The sequence below is a fragment of the Tenacibaculum sp. MEBiC06402 genome (assembly GCF_049239625.1).
Taxonomy (GTDB): domain Bacteria; phylum Bacteroidota; class Bacteroidia; order Flavobacteriales; family Flavobacteriaceae; genus Polaribacter.
Window position 1 is genome coordinate 171,049 of the sequence record NZ_JBMKKT010000100.1, and the last position, 17,662, is coordinate 188,710.

A 17,662-nucleotide genomic window follows, 5' to 3' on the forward strand; every position below is an offset into this window, starting at 1 on the left:
CAAAAGTACAAATTTAAAACCTTTATATTTGATAAAACATATTTAGGAATGAAACTACTAAAAAAACTCCTCTTTTTTTTAATTAGCTTATCTTTTTTCGTACTTATCGCATATTGGCTTATTGGAAAATCATTAGCTCCAGATTATAATGGAGAAATGACAATTTCAGGGTTAAAAGATAAAGTTACAGTGTTTTATGATGAGAATGGTGTTCCTCATATTAATGCTAATAATAACGAAGATGCTTTAAGAGCTTTCGGATATGTCCATGCCCAAGACCGTTTGTGGCAAATGGAATTAATAAGAAGGTTAGCGGCAGGAAGATTATCAGAAGTTTTTGGGAAAGATTTAGTGAGAGTAGATAAGCTTTTCTCAGGTTTGGGTATTGAGGAAGCGGCTGTTAAAAGTATTTCGAAAATAGATAAAACTACGGAAGCTTATAAATTAACAATGGCGTATTTAGATGGTGTTAATCAATTTATTGAGGAAGGAGCAACACCATTGGAATTTTATTTAGTGGGTGTAGAAAAGGAAAAATATACGATTAAAGATGTCTATAATGTTTTTGGATATATGGCATTTAGTTTTGCTGCTGCGCATAAAACAGAGCCTATTTTAACAGAGATCAAAGAAAAATATGGTGAAGCACATCTTCAAGAATTAATCGGTTCTTTTTCTAAAAATTTAACTATTAACAAAACACAAAAGAATCCTGAGATACAAGCAGTAATGGCGGAAGCATTGAATGCTATTTACGATAAATTGCCTGTTTCTTCTTTTATGGGAAGTAACTCTTGGGTTTTAGCGCCTGAAAAGACAAAAAACGGAAAAGTAATTTTAGCGAATGATCCTCATATTGGTTTTTCGCAACCTTCTGTTTGGTATCAATCTCATATTAAAACACCGACTTACGAAATGTACGGATTTAATCTTGCCTTAACACCGTTTCCATTGTTAGGTCATAATAGAGAATATGCTTACGGATTAACTATGTTAGCGAATGATGATATTGATTTTTATATAGAGGAAAATAATCCTGAAAATTCTTTAGAATACAAAACTGAAGATGGTTTTGAAAAATATAAATTAGTTGATAAAACGATAAAAGTAAAAGGAGGACAGGATACTACCTATCAAATCAAAGTAAGTAGACATGGACCTATTATGAATGATATTATTGATCAAGTAAGTTATGATAAGCCAATTGCCATGCAGTGGATTTATACGAAACTTCCTAATCAATTATTGCTAGATGTTTCTTATGATTTATCACACGCAAGTTCAATTGAAAATTTTAAAAGAGCACCTGCAAATGTCCATGCGCCAGGATTAAATATTATGTATGGCGATGCGAAAGGAAATGTAGCTTGGTTTTCTTCAGCTAAATTATATCAGGTTCGTGATAGTTTATTCAGGCAAACTTATTTAGACGGAGCTTCTGGAAAAGATGAAATTACCGAGTTTTTAGATTTCGAAGAGAATCCACAAGCTATTAATCCAGATTGGAATTTTGTGTATTCGGCAAATCAACAAATTGATACAGTTCGAGGCGAATTATATCCAGGATATTATCAACCTCAAGACAGAGCAAAAAGAATAGTTGATATTTTAAAAAGTCAAGATAAATTTTCAAGAGAAGAGATGAAGAAAATGATTTTTGATGTTACTTCTTCAACTGCTTCAACAATTATTAAAGATATGTTGAACGGTTTAGACGTGAATAATTTGTCATCTTCTGAGAAAGAAGCATTTGAAATTGTTTCTGCTTGGGATGGAACTTATAAAAAGAATAGTGTAGCGGCTACAATTTACAATCGTTTGTTATACGAGTTTTACAAGTCAACTTTTCAAGATGAAATGGGAAAAGGTTTTGCTGTTTTCTTGAATACGCAAACCGCAAAAAAGATATTGGCAACACAAGTAAAACGTCAAGAATCGGTTTGGTGGGATGATGTTACTACAAAAACTATTGAAACCAGGAATGATATTATAAATGCAACTTTTAAAAATGCAGTTTCATTTTTGCAAAATCAGTTAGGAGATAATGTTAGTGATTGGACTTGGGACAGAGTATTATCTGTAGAACATGAACATGCTATTGGAAAAGCTGGAGGTGTTTTACGTAAACTTTTTAATGTTGGTCCGTTTAAAACAGTAGGAGGGAACGAGGTTTTAAACAATCAAATTTTTGATTTAGATAGTACGGGTTATTATAAAGTAAAATCAGGTCCATCGACAAGAAGAGTAATTGATTTTTCAGATATTGAAAATAGTATTGCAGTGCTTCCAACTGGACAATCTGGAAATGTGTTTAGTCCGTATTACAAAAATCAGGCGACAAAATATGTGAATGGAGAGTTTGTAAAGATGAAATTAAACCAAGAGGAAATCGAAAAATCTGAAAACAAATTGGTATTACTGCCTAAATAAATTTAGGATGAAGTTTCATTAGCTAATGCTTTTGTAACACCAGTTCGTAAGGTATAATCATAGGAAGAAATTTGAGCGTCAATTTTACCAAGTTGATGCTCAATTTCTTTATAAGCAGTTCCTAAATCACGATAATAATCTAGAAAATCTTTCGGATTCACATTGATTTCATTTGTCCACTCAAGAATGTCTTTATTTTCTTCATAGGCTTCTAAATTGTATAAAACCAAAAACCAATTCATTAATAAATTAGTTTCTGAAAAATCATTATATTCATCATCAATTAGAAGTTTCCATGATTTCCCATTAATTGAAAGTATCACGAAAAACAAATCCTTTCGAATGTGATCAAAAGGATTAGAAATTTTAATGTTGTGTTTTTCTAAATCGGATTTTAAGTTTTCTATTTCTTTATAGAACATTATTTGTCTTTCACTTTACAAGTATTAATTCCAAATGGAGCATATAAGGGACAAAAACTGACAAAACTTGTTAGTAGAAATATTAAAGCTACTACAAGTAGTACAATTCCTAAAGTGCCAGAAATGATTCCTGTAAAATAAAGAATAGCTATTAATGCAGCGATTATTGTTCTAATAATTCTATCCGAAGAACCCATGTTTTTTTTCATTTTGCTAAGTTTTAATTTAGGTGTTGTTATTACACAAAGATTGATGTTTTGTGCATAATAAACACTGATAAAAGTCATTACACTTTGAAAATAAACATTTTAAATGAATTTTTCTTTATTTAGCTTCGATAATATATTGATAAGGAAGTAAATCAACATTTACATGGAAAGTAGTATATCCAGCTTTTTGTAATTCTTTTATAACTTCATCTATAGATAGTTTATGGTTTACTGGAGGTCCAACAGGAATTTCTACCTTGAAAAAATCTATTATGATTAGTTTCCCATTAGAGTTGATACCTTTTTTTATTTTTTGAAAATATTTAGAGCGATTTTCAATATGGTGATACGTGTTTACAATTAAAACGATATCTACCTCTTCATCTTTTAAACTTGGAGAATCATAAGGTATTTTTCTAGTTTCAATGTTTTTTAGATTATTTTCTTTAATACGATTTTTAATAAACTCTTGAAAACTATCATCTACATCTGCTGCAATAACTTTAGCGCCTTTTTTAGCAAGTTTTACTGAGAAATAACCAGAGCCTGCACCAATATCCATAATAGTTAAACCTTCGATATTACCTAAGTATTCAAGAACTTTTTCAGGTTTTTGATAAGCATCTCTTTCAGGAGATTCAAACTTTTGAATTAACTCATCTACAGAAGATTTTAGCATGTGTTTATTTGCAGCACCATGCTTTGAACTGTTTGATTTGTGGAACTCTTTATAGTTATTGTTTTTACATCCTAAAACAATTAGGAAAGCAAAGAATAAAACTAGTTTTTTCATATGATATAAATCGGGGTAGGTTAAATGTATAGTTTCTAAATATCGGCTTCTAAAAACTTTTTTGCGGCTTCAACGCCAGCTTTTATGTCCCAGCCAGGAACAACATTTTCTAAAAGTTCAGGAGTTATATTAGCGTCAGCATCGACCAATTTTTTAAGTTTTTTATCGCTAGGAGCTTTACCATTATTTCCTGGAGCGTCAAAAGAGTGTTGCTGTAATTGTTCAAAATCATTCATACTACAAGCATCAATTAAATTAACTTCTTTGAATCCGTCTGGTTTGTCATAATTTGCTCTTTGCCATTTTTCTCCGTCCCATCCGTATACGAAACCAATCCATTCTCCAAAAGGAGCAGGATTCATATCGAAACTCCACCAATCTGGAGTGTCCGCTAAAATATCAGTTTCTTCTTCTTCAAAATATTTTGCAGCTTCTCCGTAATAGGTTTCAGTGTATTCGTGATCATGACCAATTAAAATAGCTTTGTTTTTTTCTTTAAAACGAAGACAGACCCAGTTTCCACCACCATCATGATAAAACCACTGATCTTTTTTAGCGTAAACATCATTTCCCCAACCTCTGGATGCACAAACTGCTGCAAGTGCTGCCCAGCCACCACGAAGTTCTTTTGGACTTGGGATATTTAGAGAAACTAATTCTTCTTGATTTTCTTTCTTTAAAGATTGGTCGTCAATTGTGTTTTTATTTGGAGTTTCTGCAGCTGCTTTTTTAGAAAAAAATAAGCTTCCTAACAATGCAGAAAAACTAAAGTTGAGAAAGTTTCTTCGTTTCAAAATTACTTGATTAATTGGTTTTGATACATAAAAGTAAATCAAAAAAATATTTTTGTATTGAGAATCTAAAGTTTTATTTCACTTAATATTATTTCTAAATTATGTTCTAAACTATTTTCACCGTTTAGTTTTAGTACATCACAAGTCAATAATTCAATCCAATTGGTATGAATTTTAAGAGATCTTCCGTCAAAATTGGGGTTTTCATATTGGTTGGCCCATTCCAAAAAAGCTTCAGAAGCTTTTTTGATTTCTTTATTAGTCTGTAGCTGATTTCCATAACGTTCTATTTCTCGTTTTTTCAAACGTTCCATTCTTATAGTATTATCTAATAAAATAAAGACAGCCAAATCAAAAGCAGATTCCCATTCTTTTCCCCAGCTAACTAAAGAGCCAGTAACAACAACGTTTTTATACTTGTTGAAATCATTCCTTAAATTTTCATTTCGTTCAAGTAATGGAATTTTTTCCTGAAAAGGAGGATTTGTTTGCTTCCAGTAATAAGCATCAACATCTAGATGAACGAAATCAGTTTTTTGAGCAACTTCATTGCCTAAAGTAGTCGTTCCTGAACCAGAAGCTCCAAATATTAAAATTTTCATGTTTTACTTCCTTAAAACTCCAGAATAATAGGTAACAGCATTATCGTTGTATTTCCAAATTCCATCACCACCGCCAATCCAAATAGTTCCTTTTGCGTCTTCAACAAGACCAAAAAACATTTTGCCAGATGTAAATACTTTTTCGGTTGTATGTTTTTCTGAAGTGTCGCTTTGTATAATTTTATTCAGCGATGAAGCTCCTCCATTTAACATGCCTGTAAACCAAAAATCGCCTTTAGCATCCTCGAATATTTTCCAAATATCGTCTAATTGATGTGAAAAAGTATTATTGTTATATTTCCACAAACCTTTGTTATCTACCAACCAAATAACTCCTGTTGAGTCCTCGAGTATCGACCAAACATTGAAAAACGATTCGCCATTTTCCTTTTTTAATTCTGAAAAAGTTTTACCATCAAAAATTCCTGCATTTCCTCTAGTACCAAACCAAATGTTCCCTTTTGAATCTTCTAAAATTGTGTTGATGTCGTTATGTGGTAAACCATCGTCTGTGTTGAAGTTTTTGAAAGACTTTCCATCATATTTACTCAAACCACCTTGTCCGCCAATCCAAATATTACCATCTTTATCTTCGTATATACACATATTTCGAGTATGACCTAATCCATCTTTAGTGTTGAAATTGGTAACTACACCAGTTTTACCGTCAATTCGATAGGCGCCAGATTGATCACTTGCAATCCAAATATTTCCATTTCGATCTTCTAATACATCGAAAGCATACCAGCTTTTAATATCGCCTGGTTTACTGAGTTTGGTGAAATTATTTCCATCATAAAAAATTACATCATCATAGGCGGCAATTAGCAGTCGTCCTTGCTTATCTATTTTTATGTTTCTGGTAATTCTCTTAGGAGCATTTTCAGCAAAAACAGTATCAACTTTTGAAATTACTGGATATGTGTTTTTTACAGTAGCAGTCGAATTGTGTTTACTGTTTTTAGTTGTGGAGGTTGTATGTTCTGTTTTGCAAGAAATAATAGAGATACAGAAAGCTATCGGTATTACCACTTTTTTTATAGATACTTTTCTAAACATAGAGTTAGTGAAAATTAATAGTTGCAATTTGATCTCCACATTTCACGTATACCCCAATTGAATTTGCATTATCTTGCGGTACAATAAAAGAATCTTGTTCTGTGTTTGGTTTGTCGGCAGTAGGATCAGCTACCACTTTTAGTTCAATACCTTGATAAAGTTTCCCTTTATAGGTTACTGTTCCTAGTGCTTGATAGCCTCCATAGTTGGTATCTAGTCTGTATCCAATATCTGTATAGGTAGAAATAGTAATTGAATATACGCGCGGAGCTTCTTGTTGAATTCCAACAATTTCTATATTGTAGTTATTATTCATGTTTTATTGATTTAAATTATTAGTTAGGACTATCTGAATTATTGTTTTTTGGAAATAACAGATTTAAAATTTCTTTATTGAAAGCTGCAAAAACAACAAGTAAAACAGTAAAAATAGGATTGAATACAAATGGCCCAATTCCTAATTTCATGTTTATATAATAAACATCTAATAGATTGAATACTCCAAGAACTAAAACGATTCCAAAGAAGTAATTGTAAAACTTTTTGTTTTTAAAATATAACAGACATGAAGTTCCCCCAAATATTATTCCGAGGTATGTTTTGGTATTCAAAGTATACTTTGTGAAAAGAGCCATACCAATGGATATTAGTGAAAGTACCACTGATATCAAGAGAGGCAATATGTCTTTATTTACGTTTTTAATCATTTTAGTCGAAAATAGTAAATCAAAAATCAAGATTCAAAATTCCCATTTTTAAAAATTCCTTTTCCTTTCGAAATAATTTCACATTGGGGTAACTTTTCTGAGAGGTTTAACAACGTTTTATAATCTAAATCATCTTCACAATCTACCATAAGTTCCTCTAGGTTTGGTAAGTTTAGTGATACCACATCTTTACCTGAAATCTCAGTTTCATGGATTTGTAATGAAATCAAACTCTTCATTTGATTAAAATACGGAATACTTTTTTTACTGATGTTAGTTTCTTTTAAACGAAGCCATTGTAATTTTTTTAGGTTCACTACATGTGGAATGCCTTTATCTGAAATGTTTGTAAACGTTAAGTTTAAATTGGTAATTGTTGCACATTGACCTACATATTGTAAACCAGAATCGTTAATGTTTGTGCCGTTTAAGGAAACAGCTTGTAAGTTTGAAAATTCTTGAAGCTTTTTAAGTTCAGACATATCCACAATTTGCTTGTATAAGGTTTCGAAAGAAAAATGTGTTCTTTTACGTTTAAAAACTTCTCCGCAAATATGAATGTTATTTTTACTTTTCACTAATTTCCTCGTAAAGTTCTTTTAAGTATATAGCACGTTCTCTTAAATGCGTCATTTCATAAGTAAGTGCTGCAGAACGCGCCATGGTTCCTCCTTGATACTGAATTTGATAAAAAGAATAGTAGAATTTTACATTGGCTTTATGAAAAGCAAGCCATTGCGTTTGCGATTCTTCTAGTAAAGCTACGTTAAGTTGTTTGCTTTCTTTTTTTAGTTTTTCTAAAAGTGTTGCTATTTCTAATTCCCATGCTTCTTTAGCTTCTTTGGTACAAGTAATACTACCAAGAGTTGTCGGAACAGCATTCTCAATACAGTTATAGTATTCCACATCTATCGGATGTTTTGAACTTTGTCCGTAGCTATAAATGCTTAGTGTAAGGAGTGCGAAGAGAAAGCGTTTTTTCATGATGTTTTAACTTGTGCTTTTATAGATAATATTACCATCTTTAGAGTATAATCAAATTAGCTTTATATTATATATAAATAACAATGTTTTTATATACGTTGTTGTTGCACGCTATTTATATTTTAGAACTCTTGGGTCACCGTCAAATTCATTGCTAGTTGTTAATCTCGTTTGTTTTTCGGTATCTGAATTGTAAAAATAGATTTCCCAATTATCGTCTTGATTAGTTCCGAAGAATATTTTATTTCCGTCATGTGAAAAACGAGCAATAAGCTCAATTCCTGGACTCTTGGATATATTTTTAATATCTCCATTTTCCAGGTTTTTGACAAGAATATCTTGGTTGCCTTTCTCAAAATAGTCCGAACTATAGACTAGTAATTTTCCGTTTGGAGATAACTCACCTCTTTCATTATTTGCATTAGAATCGGTTAATTGCATTATTTTTTTTGAATCTAATTCGTACTTGAAAAGCTGATTATTGCCTAAATGATTACTTGTAAATATCACGCTTTTTCCATCATGACTCCAGCTGGGATAGTTTGCTACTCCTACTATGTTCTCAGTTATGTCAATAGTTTCTTTTGTTCTGGAGTTATAAATAAAAATATCATTTTTACAGGTGTATAGTTCCAATTTACCATAATAAAGAACATTTTTATCATCTAATAAACAGTTTGTTGGATGATATAGTTTAGATTCTTTATCTGTTTTCAAATTCAACTTTATTCTAAAAATAGAGTCCTTTGTTTGTCTTAAGAAGCAAATCTCATTTTTGTTAATCCAAGTTGGTCCCCACTCTTCGAAATCCGTTTGAGTTAGTGCTTTCATATTTTCTCCATTAGCGTCCATAATGAAAATGTCCGAATTTCCATTTCTACTTGAAGAGAAAAGAAGGCGCTCTTCTTTTTCACTACAACTAGAAATAAGTAAGAGTATCGATATTAAAAAGATTAATTGTTTTTTCATTGTTTATCTTTCTAGTAATGCGGCACGTTCTGCGTATGGTACGTATCCCTCAGGGTATGCACCATATACTTTGTTACCAGACGTGTTTTATTTTATTAATTGTCGTTTTCTTTTTTCTCTATACCAAATCATAATACCTAGTAAGATGGACAATATTATTAAACTTGGCTCGCTCATTCGTTGAGCATCTTCTCCAAGATCTAAGGATTTGTTGCCAGACAAAACCTGTTCTTGTTTCTTTTTCAGCATTGCTTTTTGCGCTTCATTCTCTACCACTAAATATGATGCTACCGGTGTCATAACTTTTGAAATGAAACTATATTTTACCATATTCAGCCAGTCTTTCTCTGAGTTTTCAGGATGTAACATTTGTGAATTCCATTGTCCTTGCATTATCAAAGCAGATTCCCAATTCTTTACTTTAATCTCTGTTTCGTTAACTTCAAATTCCTCCTTTTTTAGAATTATGCTTGGCTCATTGTTGCTTGGTAAATAAGCAATTGACTTGTCGGGTAGTTTATATTCCAGAACAGTTTCACAGAACAAACATTCTCGCTGTATTTCGGGTAGTTCATTTTTTGGGTTTTCGACTAATGAATGTTCTCTTAAATTTCCGTTTTTGTCAAGGTTGAAAAACAAGTCGCTTTCAGGAAATGTAAACTTTAAGTCTGCAAAATCTTTCTCCAGAACCGCATTTTGAATACTGTCAGTTACAACCACAAGGACAGGATATGTTTGTGATTTGTTTTGATATGCACTGAACAAAGTTTTTCTTACCGCTCTATCCAAGTAAAAACCGCCTTCAAAAGGTTCATTTTCAAATTTTGTTTTCCAATCATCATTTAGTGAGACAGTATTTACATAGCTATTTACAAAACTGATTTTTGCGTTTTCCGCAAGTGTTTGATTATTATTTATAACCAGCTCAATTCTTTTGATAAAATCGGATGAGTTACTGTTTTTGTTTTTAGAAGCGTCAACCAAAAAATGAAAATAGGGTTTACGTTTAAAAGAGTTCAGTTTTTGTTTATGTTGAGTAGATATGTAAGCTATGATTTCAGTTTCAATGTTTTCGTAAATTGTCTCTTCTTTTGTTCCTAAGTCAATTATGTTGTTATCAATGTTAAGCGTAACAGGCTCTTTGTGTAAGAACTCAATTCCCGTTTTTCTCACTTCATCTTTTGCAAAAGGAAATACTCTGAAGGCAATTTTATTCCCTGTTAAATAATATAGAATTCCTGGGTCTCGATTTTCATTTCGAATTTGTGAAAATATCCACATTGCTGATTTTTTCTCTGCTAAAATTCCTGACTCTTTTTTGTCGCCAACATACAAATAGTAATCGCTTATCCAACAGCCTTCAGGTAAGGTAATCGTTGTAGCATATTCTGAAAGCCAAGTATTTTCACTTTTGTTGGTTATTTCCAAGTCAACCCAACTTTTCCATGCATTTTGAGATTTATCGTAAGTGCTATTTGTGGAAATATTACTTATTTTAACATTGTCATTTTGGATATTTTCAGGACGTAACTCAAAGGAGGTTTTACCAAAAAATATTTTTTCAATGGTGTTGATTTTAGAGTCAGATAAAGTGAGATTGTCCATTACTAACCAATTAAAATAGGATGACAAATAGGGAATTCCATTGCCAAACATTCCACCCCTGTTATTTCTATGGTCTTTATGGTTTTCTATAACATTGAGTGTTTTTTGAAGTGAACCTTTATCAATGTCATATTGTTTTGAGTAATCAGAGCTGTATAAATAAGATAATGTCTCATTTAAAACGTTTTTGTCTTTCAGATAAGTTACTGTGATAGATGCTGGAATAACCAGAAAGCCCAATAACGAAATTCCGATGATGAGTTTTTTCGGAAGCTGTGTTGTCAAGTAAGTAAAATCCTTTGAAAGCTCGTTGATATGAACAACGAAAAGAAGTAAAGGTGTTAACATTAAAAACCCTGTCCCGATTGCAATAATTGCTATTACCGATAAAGGTAAAAAAGGGAGAAAAACTAAAAAGAAGTAAAATGTGTAAGCAAATGTTATACTTCTACCGATGAATATAAGAATTCGGTATACTTTCTTTTCAAGCTTAGGTAAGCAAACCATTATACCGTTAACAATGGCAAGAATATAAAACCAAGCATTATTGAAATCTCCAAAAATTCCTGATTCACTTGGGACGAAATTATTAAATAGGTGTCCGTTGTTTACTGCTAATCCAATTAATGGAAGAACTATAGTAATCGGAATTTTCCAAGCTAGTTTGTATTTCTGCCAAGCTTCTGCTTTTTTTGTCGCGAGTATAAAAACACCCCGAATTAAGAAATAGAGGAAAACTAGAGTAGCAGTGATAACAAGAATCACCATTGCGTGAATACTAAAGCTCACATCCAATGGTTGCCATAAAGGAAGAATGATTTGAGTAAATAAGTAACCTGCAACCGGAACTCCAATTGCGATTAAAAAGTTTGTCCAAGCTTTATGTTCTTTGTTTTCAGGTGTAAAATGAGAAACCAAAATAAACAGTGAATATGCAAGTGTTGGCATTAGGAATGTTCCAACGTATAAAAAGATATTTCCCGAAACCATCCATTGAGGGATTGAAAAAGGAATGATTTTGTCTAAATGGTAGCCATAGAGGTAAATGAAAGGGATGTAACAAAGTAGGGCTATTAAACCAAACCATGCAGAAACATTTTTTTTCTTTAAAGTCAAATAAATCGCATATGCAAAATTCAGTAAACCAAGAACTCCTAACGAAAGACCAAAAAACATCCAAAGTTGGATGCTGTTTTCTTCTAATAAAGTTTTAATAATATTGAACTGACCAAAAAACAGAAAAAACAACACCACTAACGGTAGTGTGTTAATTACAAAAAGCCATTTCGGATTAAGCAAATTTCGCATTGTATCGTTTATGGGTTAATAATTTCTCAATTAGAACGTAAGCCAAAATCAAAAATGTCAGATTAGTAATTATTCCAATGGCTTCGTGTATAATATGTTGTTGATTCAGAAGAATCCTTTTTGTCTGGGTCTCTACAACAATGGAAGCAAAAACCCGAGATGTATTTACAAAAATGGTCAGTAGATAAGCTCCAATTAAAGTGGTCGGGATTGTCAGGGTTTTGCTTAAAGTTTTGTCAAAGTGTTTTACTGTCAAGTAAGTAAAAAGAAGGAAGCACAAAATCCAAAAGTTGAAACCCGAGCAAGATTTGTCAATAACAATGTTTAAGTGTTCGTGGAAATATCCACTATCCGAGAGATAAATGGAATGTGAGCCGGTCAAAAGTCCAACAAGTTTGTCGGTAGGTTTGAGAAGAAAGGTCAAGTCGTTATTGTCAGCAAGTGTAAAACCAAATTTCAGCAAGATGAAAAGTCCAACTGCTGTCAAATAATATGGTATGTTCTTGTTTGTCTGCATTGTTGCGTTTTGTATTTGTGTTAACGGACTTTCTCAATATACACAAACCTTTTGGTTATGCGATTATTAGCTATGTTTTATACACGGTATTAGGCATTGTTTTCTTTATTGATAGGATTTTCAGTTACTTCTTTGATAGACTTTTCTTGATATTCAGTCATTCCAATGTCCCCGTCACTTGCTGTTAAGAAAAATAAATCAATAAAAAATCCCCAATATTTCCCCCATAAAGTCATTGGTCTCCATTCAACTCTCACAACTTTATTTTTCTCTAACTCACTTTCTATATCGAAAATATTGTCCCAATTCTTAATGTGTAACCTCCCAAGAGTTTTAAATTTTAATCTTTTCTTACTTTTAAGTTCAATTTCGGTTTTATGTTTATCAAACTTTCTTTTTCTAATCGAATATTTCAAATTTGAATAATCGATTTTCATTCCATTTTTTTTAAGGTCAAATATTTCAATTTCAGAATCACCAAAGTGTATTTCGTCAATGACATATCCAACTTTTTTGAAATAAAAAAGATCAAATAATAGGTTAACCATTAAGGGAATTGAAATCAGAATTTTTGATATAATATGCCAATCTGAATACTTTGTTATAAAAACCAATAACCCTAATCCGAATAGAATATAAATCAACCACTTTAATTTATCTGATTTTTTATTTGTCGCTTTATATTTTATCATTTATTGAATAATGCCTAACGGCTTATATCTATACTATTGTTCTCGTTATTCTTATAATTTATACCTGATAACAGGAAGTTTACACCACCTTATATACTTCCTCAAAAGGAACTCTAAAACGTTGTCCATAAACACCTTCGGGTTTTCTAATACCGCAAGAAATAATCATGTTAATTTCCGCGCCATACGGTAAACCCAATACTTTTTTAACACGCCAAGTATCCGAGCCTTCCATTGGGCAAGTATCGTAACCTTCTGCTGCCATACTTAACATAAACGTTTGTGCGGCTAATGCGGTGCTTTTATGAGCAACTACACGCATATCTTTACTACGTACTTCTCTGTAAATGGGTTTAAAGATTCCCATTACCAACGTAATTACGTATTTTAACATTCCAAAAAGTCCGAAGAAATCTTTATACACGGTTGGTATTAATTTTTGGTAGTATTTTTTAGCAAACTTTTCTCTGTTAGACTGTTCGGCTTTTGGTTTCGGAGGAAAAACTTTATTTAGATAGTCTAAGTTTGCTTTTGCTCTTTTCGACCATAAATCTTTACGCACGGCAACAACTACTAATTGCTGAGCGGTTTTAGCTGCATTTTGATCGAAACACAAAGGAACTATTTTATCAATAACTTCTCTAGAAGTAATGTGGTAAAATTCCCACAATTGCATATTACTACTATTAGGAGCAAGCGTAGCTTGTTCAATACATTTTTTTACAATTGCGGCGTCTATAGGTTGCTCACTATCGTACACTCTCACAGATCTTCTGTAGTTAATTGCTTCCGAAACAGTTTTTTCGCTCATGTGTTATCCGAATTTAAGTAAGGTTTTTAATTGTTTTAGTTTGCCTTTATACGGCGCATATCTGGTAGGAACGTCTAACCAAGTTCCACGCTTCACCACTCCTTTTTTATGAGAAAAAGTATCAAATGTTTTTTTACCATGATATCCACCAATACCACTTTCACCAACACCACCAAATGGTAAATTGTCGTTGGCAAAATGTACTGTGGTGTCATTAATAGTTCCGCCACCAAACGAATATTTTTGAATCAGTTGTTTGGCAAAAGAGTTTTTACCCGTAAATACATAAAAGGCTAATGGTTTATCGTATTTAGAAATGACAGCTTCTAAATCGTCTGTAGTTTCGTAGGATAAGACAGGTAAAATAGGACCGAAAATTTCGCCTTTCATTACTTCACTGTCTAGACTTGGCTCGTCCAATAAAGTAGGAGCGATATATCGATCTTCTCTATTGGTATCTCCACCAACTAAAAACGATTCGTTTACTAGCATTTTTGACAAACGATCAAAGTTTCGTTCGTTTACAATTCTAGGGAAATCTTGAGATTCAGCTGGATTTTCACCGTATGCTTTTTTGATTTCCTCTTTAAAAGCAGTTACAAATTTGTCTTTACTTTTTTTATGAATCAGTAAATAATCAGGCGCAATACAAGTCTGACCTCCATTGATGCATTTTCCCCAAACAATTCGTTTTGCCGCTAATTTTATATTGGCGGTATCATCAACAATACACGGACTTTTACCTCCTAATTCTAAAGTAACGGGTGTAATATATTCTGCAGCAGCTTTGGCAACAATTCTTCCCACAGGAACACTTCCCGTAAAGAAAATATAATCCCAACGCTGTGCTAATAATTCCTGGGATTTAGGAATTCCACCCTCTACAACAGCTACATGACCAGTTTCAAAAACAGCTTCGATAATTTCTTTACAAATAGTACTGGTATTTGGCGTAAGCTCAGATGGTTTTAAAACAACGGTGTTTCCTGCGGCAATGGCTCCTGCCAATGGAGAAAAAGCTAATTGATACGGATAATTCCACGGCGCAATAATTAAGGTGGTTCCGTAGGGTTCTGGGTAAATTTTTGCAGATGAAGGAAAGTTCAATAACGAAGGCATCACACGTTTTGGTCGTGACCAAGAACCTAAGTTTTTAATCATTTTCTTTATTTCAGAAACTACAATGCTCGTTTCAGTCATTACACCTTCATATTCTGATTTCTTAAAATCGTTGTGTAATGCTTGTAAGATGTCTTTTTCTCTTCGGGTAACTTCTTTTAAAAGTTTTCGTAAGCTATTTTTTCTGAAGGAAACATCTTTTGTTTGTTGAGTAGCAAAAAACTGTTTTTGTTGCTCAATAATTTGAGGAATGGTCATCAATTAAATTTCTTGAAGTTTTTTATTCATTACTTTAAACCAAATAGGTGGAATCAATGATAATAACATCATTCCAGGGTAACCTGTTGGCATTTGTGGACTTTCAGGTAGCGATTTTAGTATTTGATAATGTTTACTACCGTTATAATGATGGTCTGAATGTCGTGATAAATTAAACAGAACTAATTTTCCGATAACATGGTTAGAGTTCCAAGAATGTGTGTGTTTTACACGTTCATATCTTCCAAATTTGTTTTTATCTCGAAGCAATCCGTAGTGTTCAATATAATTTACAGTTTCTAAAAGTAAAATACCAAAAATAGCGGCTGCTAAGAAATACAAAGTTGTAATCACACCGAAAAAGAAAAATATGGCACCTACCAACAGCGCGTGGCAAATTGTATAGATTAACATTCTGTTTTGATAATGAAACCAAGATCGTTCGGAAGTTGTCATTCGTTTGTTTTCTAATTTCCAAGCTTGGATATAGCTCATAAATTGAGAACGAATCCAGAATATATACAAAGGTTCATTTTTTCTAGCAGTAGCAGCATCTTCTGGTGTAGCAACGTTAAAATGATGTCCCGCATTATGATAGGGCAAGAAATGCGTTTCTAGCGAAGTCATTAGTAAGATTTCTCCAAGTAATTCTTCAAATCTATTATTTCGGTGGCCTAATTCATGTCCAACATTAATACCAATAACACCACACATAATTCCCATAGCGGAAATTCTTCCGATTAAATCAATTGTTGCGGTGGTTTCATTGATTACAAATAAAAACCAAACTAAGAAACCAACTTGCACGGGCAAGGTTAGGTACAAAATGTAGGTGTAGAGTTTGTTGTTTTTTTCGATTTCTTCTTGTTCTTTATCGAAGTTTTCGGCGTTTACTTTTAAAAACATATCTGATAAAGGAACAATTCCAAAAACATAAATAAGTGGAAGAAACGTAATCCAACCAGTATTAGTAAATGATATATATACGGTTAACGGAATCGTAAAAACGAGTAAGTATTTTAAGGCTTTCATCAATAAAAGGGTTAAAAAACTAAATATACGAATTTAGTTACATGCTTCCCAAATTGAATCGTTTTTTGGTAGAGGTGCCTTTATTTCTATTAATTCTTTACTTACAGGATGCGTAAAGGAGATTTTTCTAGCGTGTAAATGAATACTTCCGTTTTTGTTGCTTCTTGAAAATCCGTATTTTAAATCACCTTTAATAGGGAAGCCAATGGTTGAAAGTTGACAGCGAATTTGATGATGACGACCAGTTTCTAAGTCAATTTCTAATAGCGAGTAATTGTCTAATTCTTTGATAACTTTATAATGAAGAATTGATTTTTTACTTCCATCAATTTCTTTCGAATAAGCTGTGGACTTATTATTCTTTGGGTTCTTCTTCAAAAAATTAACAAGTGTGCCTTCCTTTTTCTTTAAAGGACCTTTAACAACTGCAAAATAGGTTTTTTGAATTTTCTTTTCGCGTAACATTTTATTCAAACGTTCTAAGGCTTTAGAAGTTCGAGCAAAAATTACGACACCGGAAGTTGGGCGGTCTAAACGATGAACTGTTCCCAAATACACATTACCAGGTTTGTTGTATTTATCTTTAATGTATTCTTTGACAACATCACTTAGTGGTTTATCACCAGTTTTATCACCCTGTACAATATCTCCTGGTCTTTTATTGACGATGATAAGGTGATTGTCTTCGTGAAGAACTAATAAATTATTTTTGGTAGAATGCATAGCGATTTATTTAAAATCATCTGCAACATCTTTGTTTACGCTGTCAATGAAATCTAATACTTCATCTCTTCCAAGTTTAGAAGAGGAAGAAGTTAAAAAGTTGACAGGTAAACTTTCCCAGTGTTCTAGTAGTTTTCTTTTGTAAGAAAGAATTTGTTTGTTGAGTTTAGAACTTGGTAGTTTATCGGCCTTTGTAAAGATAATGGCAAAAGGAATTTGGTTTTCTCCTAAAAAGCGCATGAATTCTAAATCTATCTTTTGTGGATCATGTCTTGAATCAACCAATACAAATGCACAAACTAATTGTTCTCTTTCTTTAAAGTAGTTTTCAATGAAATATTGAAAAATGGTTCTTTTCTTTTTAGAAACTTTAGCATAACCGTATCCAGGTAAATCTACTAAAAACCATTCGTCGTTTACTTTAAAGTGATTGATTAATTGTGTTTTACCAGGAGTTCCAGAAGTTTTAGCTAACTTCTTTCTATCCATCAACATGTTAATCAATGAAGATTTTCCAACATTTGATCGACCGATAAAAGCATATTCAGGAATGTGGTCTTTTGGAGCATTAGTAACGTTACTATTGCTCATGACAAATTCTGCAGATTTAATCTTCATATGTTAAACA

At 32.3% G+C, this 17,662-nt stretch carries 20 protein-coding genes; 1 reads left to right on the forward strand and 19 read right to left on the reverse strand.

What is annotated here, in order from left to right; translation table 11 throughout:
- Positions 1 to 48 precede the first annotated feature (48 nt).
- On the forward strand, positions 49 to 2,430 hold the full coding sequence (locus tag ACOSP6_RS13265; RefSeq protein ID WP_422094390.1) for a penicillin acylase family protein: 2,382 nt from the start codon (positions 49 to 51) through the stop codon (positions 2,428 to 2,430).
- Positions 2,431 to 2,432: 2 nt separating this feature from the next.
- Here ACOSP6_RS13265 and ACOSP6_RS13270 read toward each other — a convergent pair whose 3' ends face one another.
- The 19 genes from ACOSP6_RS13270 to yihA form a co-directional block, all read right to left on the reverse strand.
- On the reverse strand, positions 2,433 to 2,852 hold the full coding sequence (locus ACOSP6_RS13270) for a hypothetical protein (protein ID WP_422094391.1): 420 nt from the start codon (positions 2,850 to 2,852) through the stop codon (positions 2,433 to 2,435).
- Entirely contained in the window at positions 2,852 to 3,061 is a 210-nt protein-coding gene (locus ACOSP6_RS13275) for a YgaP family membrane protein (protein ID WP_422094392.1), read from the reverse strand. The genes ACOSP6_RS13270 and ACOSP6_RS13275 overlap by 1 nt, the downstream gene beginning before the upstream one ends.
- Before the next feature lie 115 nt (positions 3,062 to 3,176).
- Positions 3,177 to 3,854 carry a class I SAM-dependent methyltransferase gene (locus tag ACOSP6_RS13280; protein ID WP_422094393.1) on the reverse strand — a complete coding sequence of 226 codons (678 nt, stop codon included), beginning with the start codon at positions 3,852 to 3,854 and terminating at the stop codon, positions 3,177 to 3,179.
- Positions 3,855 to 3,889: 35 nt separating this feature from the next.
- Positions 3,890 to 4,648: a hypothetical protein gene (locus ACOSP6_RS13285; protein WP_422094394.1), complete on the reverse strand. Its 759-nt coding sequence runs from the start codon at positions 4,646 to 4,648 to the stop codon at positions 3,890 to 3,892.
- Between the two features lie 65 nt (positions 4,649 to 4,713).
- Positions 4,714 to 5,250 (reverse strand): AAA family ATPase, encoded by a 537-nt coding sequence (locus ACOSP6_RS13290; RefSeq protein ID WP_422094395.1) that lies wholly within the window; start codon positions 5,248 to 5,250, stop codon positions 4,714 to 4,716.
- Positions 5,251 to 5,253: 3 nt separating this feature from the next.
- Positions 5,254 to 6,309: a ligand-binding sensor domain-containing protein gene (locus ACOSP6_RS13295; protein ID WP_422094396.1), complete on the reverse strand. Its 1,056-nt coding sequence runs from the start codon at positions 6,307 to 6,309 to the stop codon at positions 5,254 to 5,256.
- Between the two features lie 4 nt (positions 6,310 to 6,313).
- The gene (locus ACOSP6_RS13300) at positions 6,314 to 6,625 is read right to left on the reverse strand and encodes a hypothetical protein (RefSeq protein ID WP_422094397.1); all 312 of its coding nucleotides are present in this window, start codon (positions 6,623 to 6,625) and stop codon (positions 6,314 to 6,316) included.
- A gap of 19 nt (positions 6,626 to 6,644) precedes the next feature.
- Positions 6,645 to 7,016 carry a hypothetical protein gene (locus tag ACOSP6_RS13305; RefSeq protein ID WP_422095729.1) on the reverse strand — a complete coding sequence of 124 codons (372 nt, stop codon included), beginning with the start codon at positions 7,014 to 7,016 and terminating at the stop codon, positions 6,645 to 6,647.
- 26 nt (positions 7,017 to 7,042) lie between these two features.
- Positions 7,043 to 7,498 carry a hypothetical protein gene (locus ACOSP6_RS13310; RefSeq protein WP_422094399.1) on the reverse strand — a complete coding sequence of 152 codons (456 nt, stop codon included), beginning with the start codon at positions 7,496 to 7,498 and terminating at the stop codon, positions 7,043 to 7,045.
- 85 nt (positions 7,499 to 7,583) lie between these two features.
- Positions 7,584 to 8,000, reverse strand: a complete 417-nt coding sequence (locus tag ACOSP6_RS13315) for a lysozyme inhibitor LprI family protein (RefSeq protein WP_422094400.1) — start codon at positions 7,998 to 8,000, stop codon at positions 7,584 to 7,586.
- Positions 8,001 to 8,111: 111 nt separating this feature from the next.
- Positions 8,112 to 8,969 carry a TolB family protein gene (locus tag ACOSP6_RS13320; protein ID WP_422094401.1) on the reverse strand — a complete coding sequence of 286 codons (858 nt, stop codon included), beginning with the start codon at positions 8,967 to 8,969 and terminating at the stop codon, positions 8,112 to 8,114.
- 87 nt (positions 8,970 to 9,056) lie between these two features.
- Positions 9,057 to 11,882, reverse strand: coding sequence for an MSEP-CTERM sorting domain-containing protein (locus ACOSP6_RS13325; protein ID WP_422094402.1), 2,826 nt, complete (start codon positions 11,880 to 11,882; stop codon positions 9,057 to 9,059).
- The gene (gene xrtK / locus ACOSP6_RS13330; protein ID WP_422094403.1) at positions 11,866 to 12,399 is read right to left on the reverse strand and encodes an exosortase K; all 534 of its coding nucleotides are present in this window, start codon (positions 12,397 to 12,399) and stop codon (positions 11,866 to 11,868) included. Before xrtK ends, ACOSP6_RS13325 begins: the two co-directional genes overlap by 17 nt.
- An 89-nt stretch (positions 12,400 to 12,488) precedes the next feature.
- Entirely contained in the window at positions 12,489 to 13,091 is a 603-nt protein-coding gene (locus ACOSP6_RS13335) for a hypothetical protein (protein WP_422094404.1), read from the reverse strand.
- Positions 13,092 to 13,170: 79 nt separating this feature from the next.
- Positions 13,171 to 13,902, reverse strand: a complete 732-nt coding sequence (locus ACOSP6_RS13340; protein ID WP_422094405.1) for a nitroreductase family protein — start codon at positions 13,900 to 13,902, stop codon at positions 13,171 to 13,173.
- Positions 13,903 to 13,905: 3 nt separating this feature from the next.
- Positions 13,906 to 15,279: an aldehyde dehydrogenase gene (locus ACOSP6_RS13345; protein ID WP_422094406.1), complete on the reverse strand. Its 1,374-nt coding sequence runs from the start codon at positions 15,277 to 15,279 to the stop codon at positions 13,906 to 13,908.
- Positions 15,280 to 15,282: 3 nt separating this feature from the next.
- Positions 15,283 to 16,311, reverse strand: coding sequence for an alkane 1-monooxygenase (locus tag ACOSP6_RS13350; RefSeq protein ID WP_422094407.1), 1,029 nt, complete (start codon positions 16,309 to 16,311; stop codon positions 15,283 to 15,285).
- 33 nt (positions 16,312 to 16,344) lie between these two features.
- Entirely contained in the window at positions 16,345 to 17,034 is a 690-nt protein-coding gene (locus tag ACOSP6_RS13355) for an RluA family pseudouridine synthase (RefSeq protein WP_422094408.1), read from the reverse strand.
- A gap of 6 nt (positions 17,035 to 17,040) precedes the next feature.
- Positions 17,041 to 17,652: a ribosome biogenesis GTP-binding protein YihA/YsxC gene (gene yihA / locus ACOSP6_RS13360; protein ID WP_422094409.1), complete on the reverse strand. Its 612-nt coding sequence runs from the start codon at positions 17,650 to 17,652 to the stop codon at positions 17,041 to 17,043.
- Between the last annotated feature and the right edge of the window lie 10 nt (positions 17,653 to 17,662).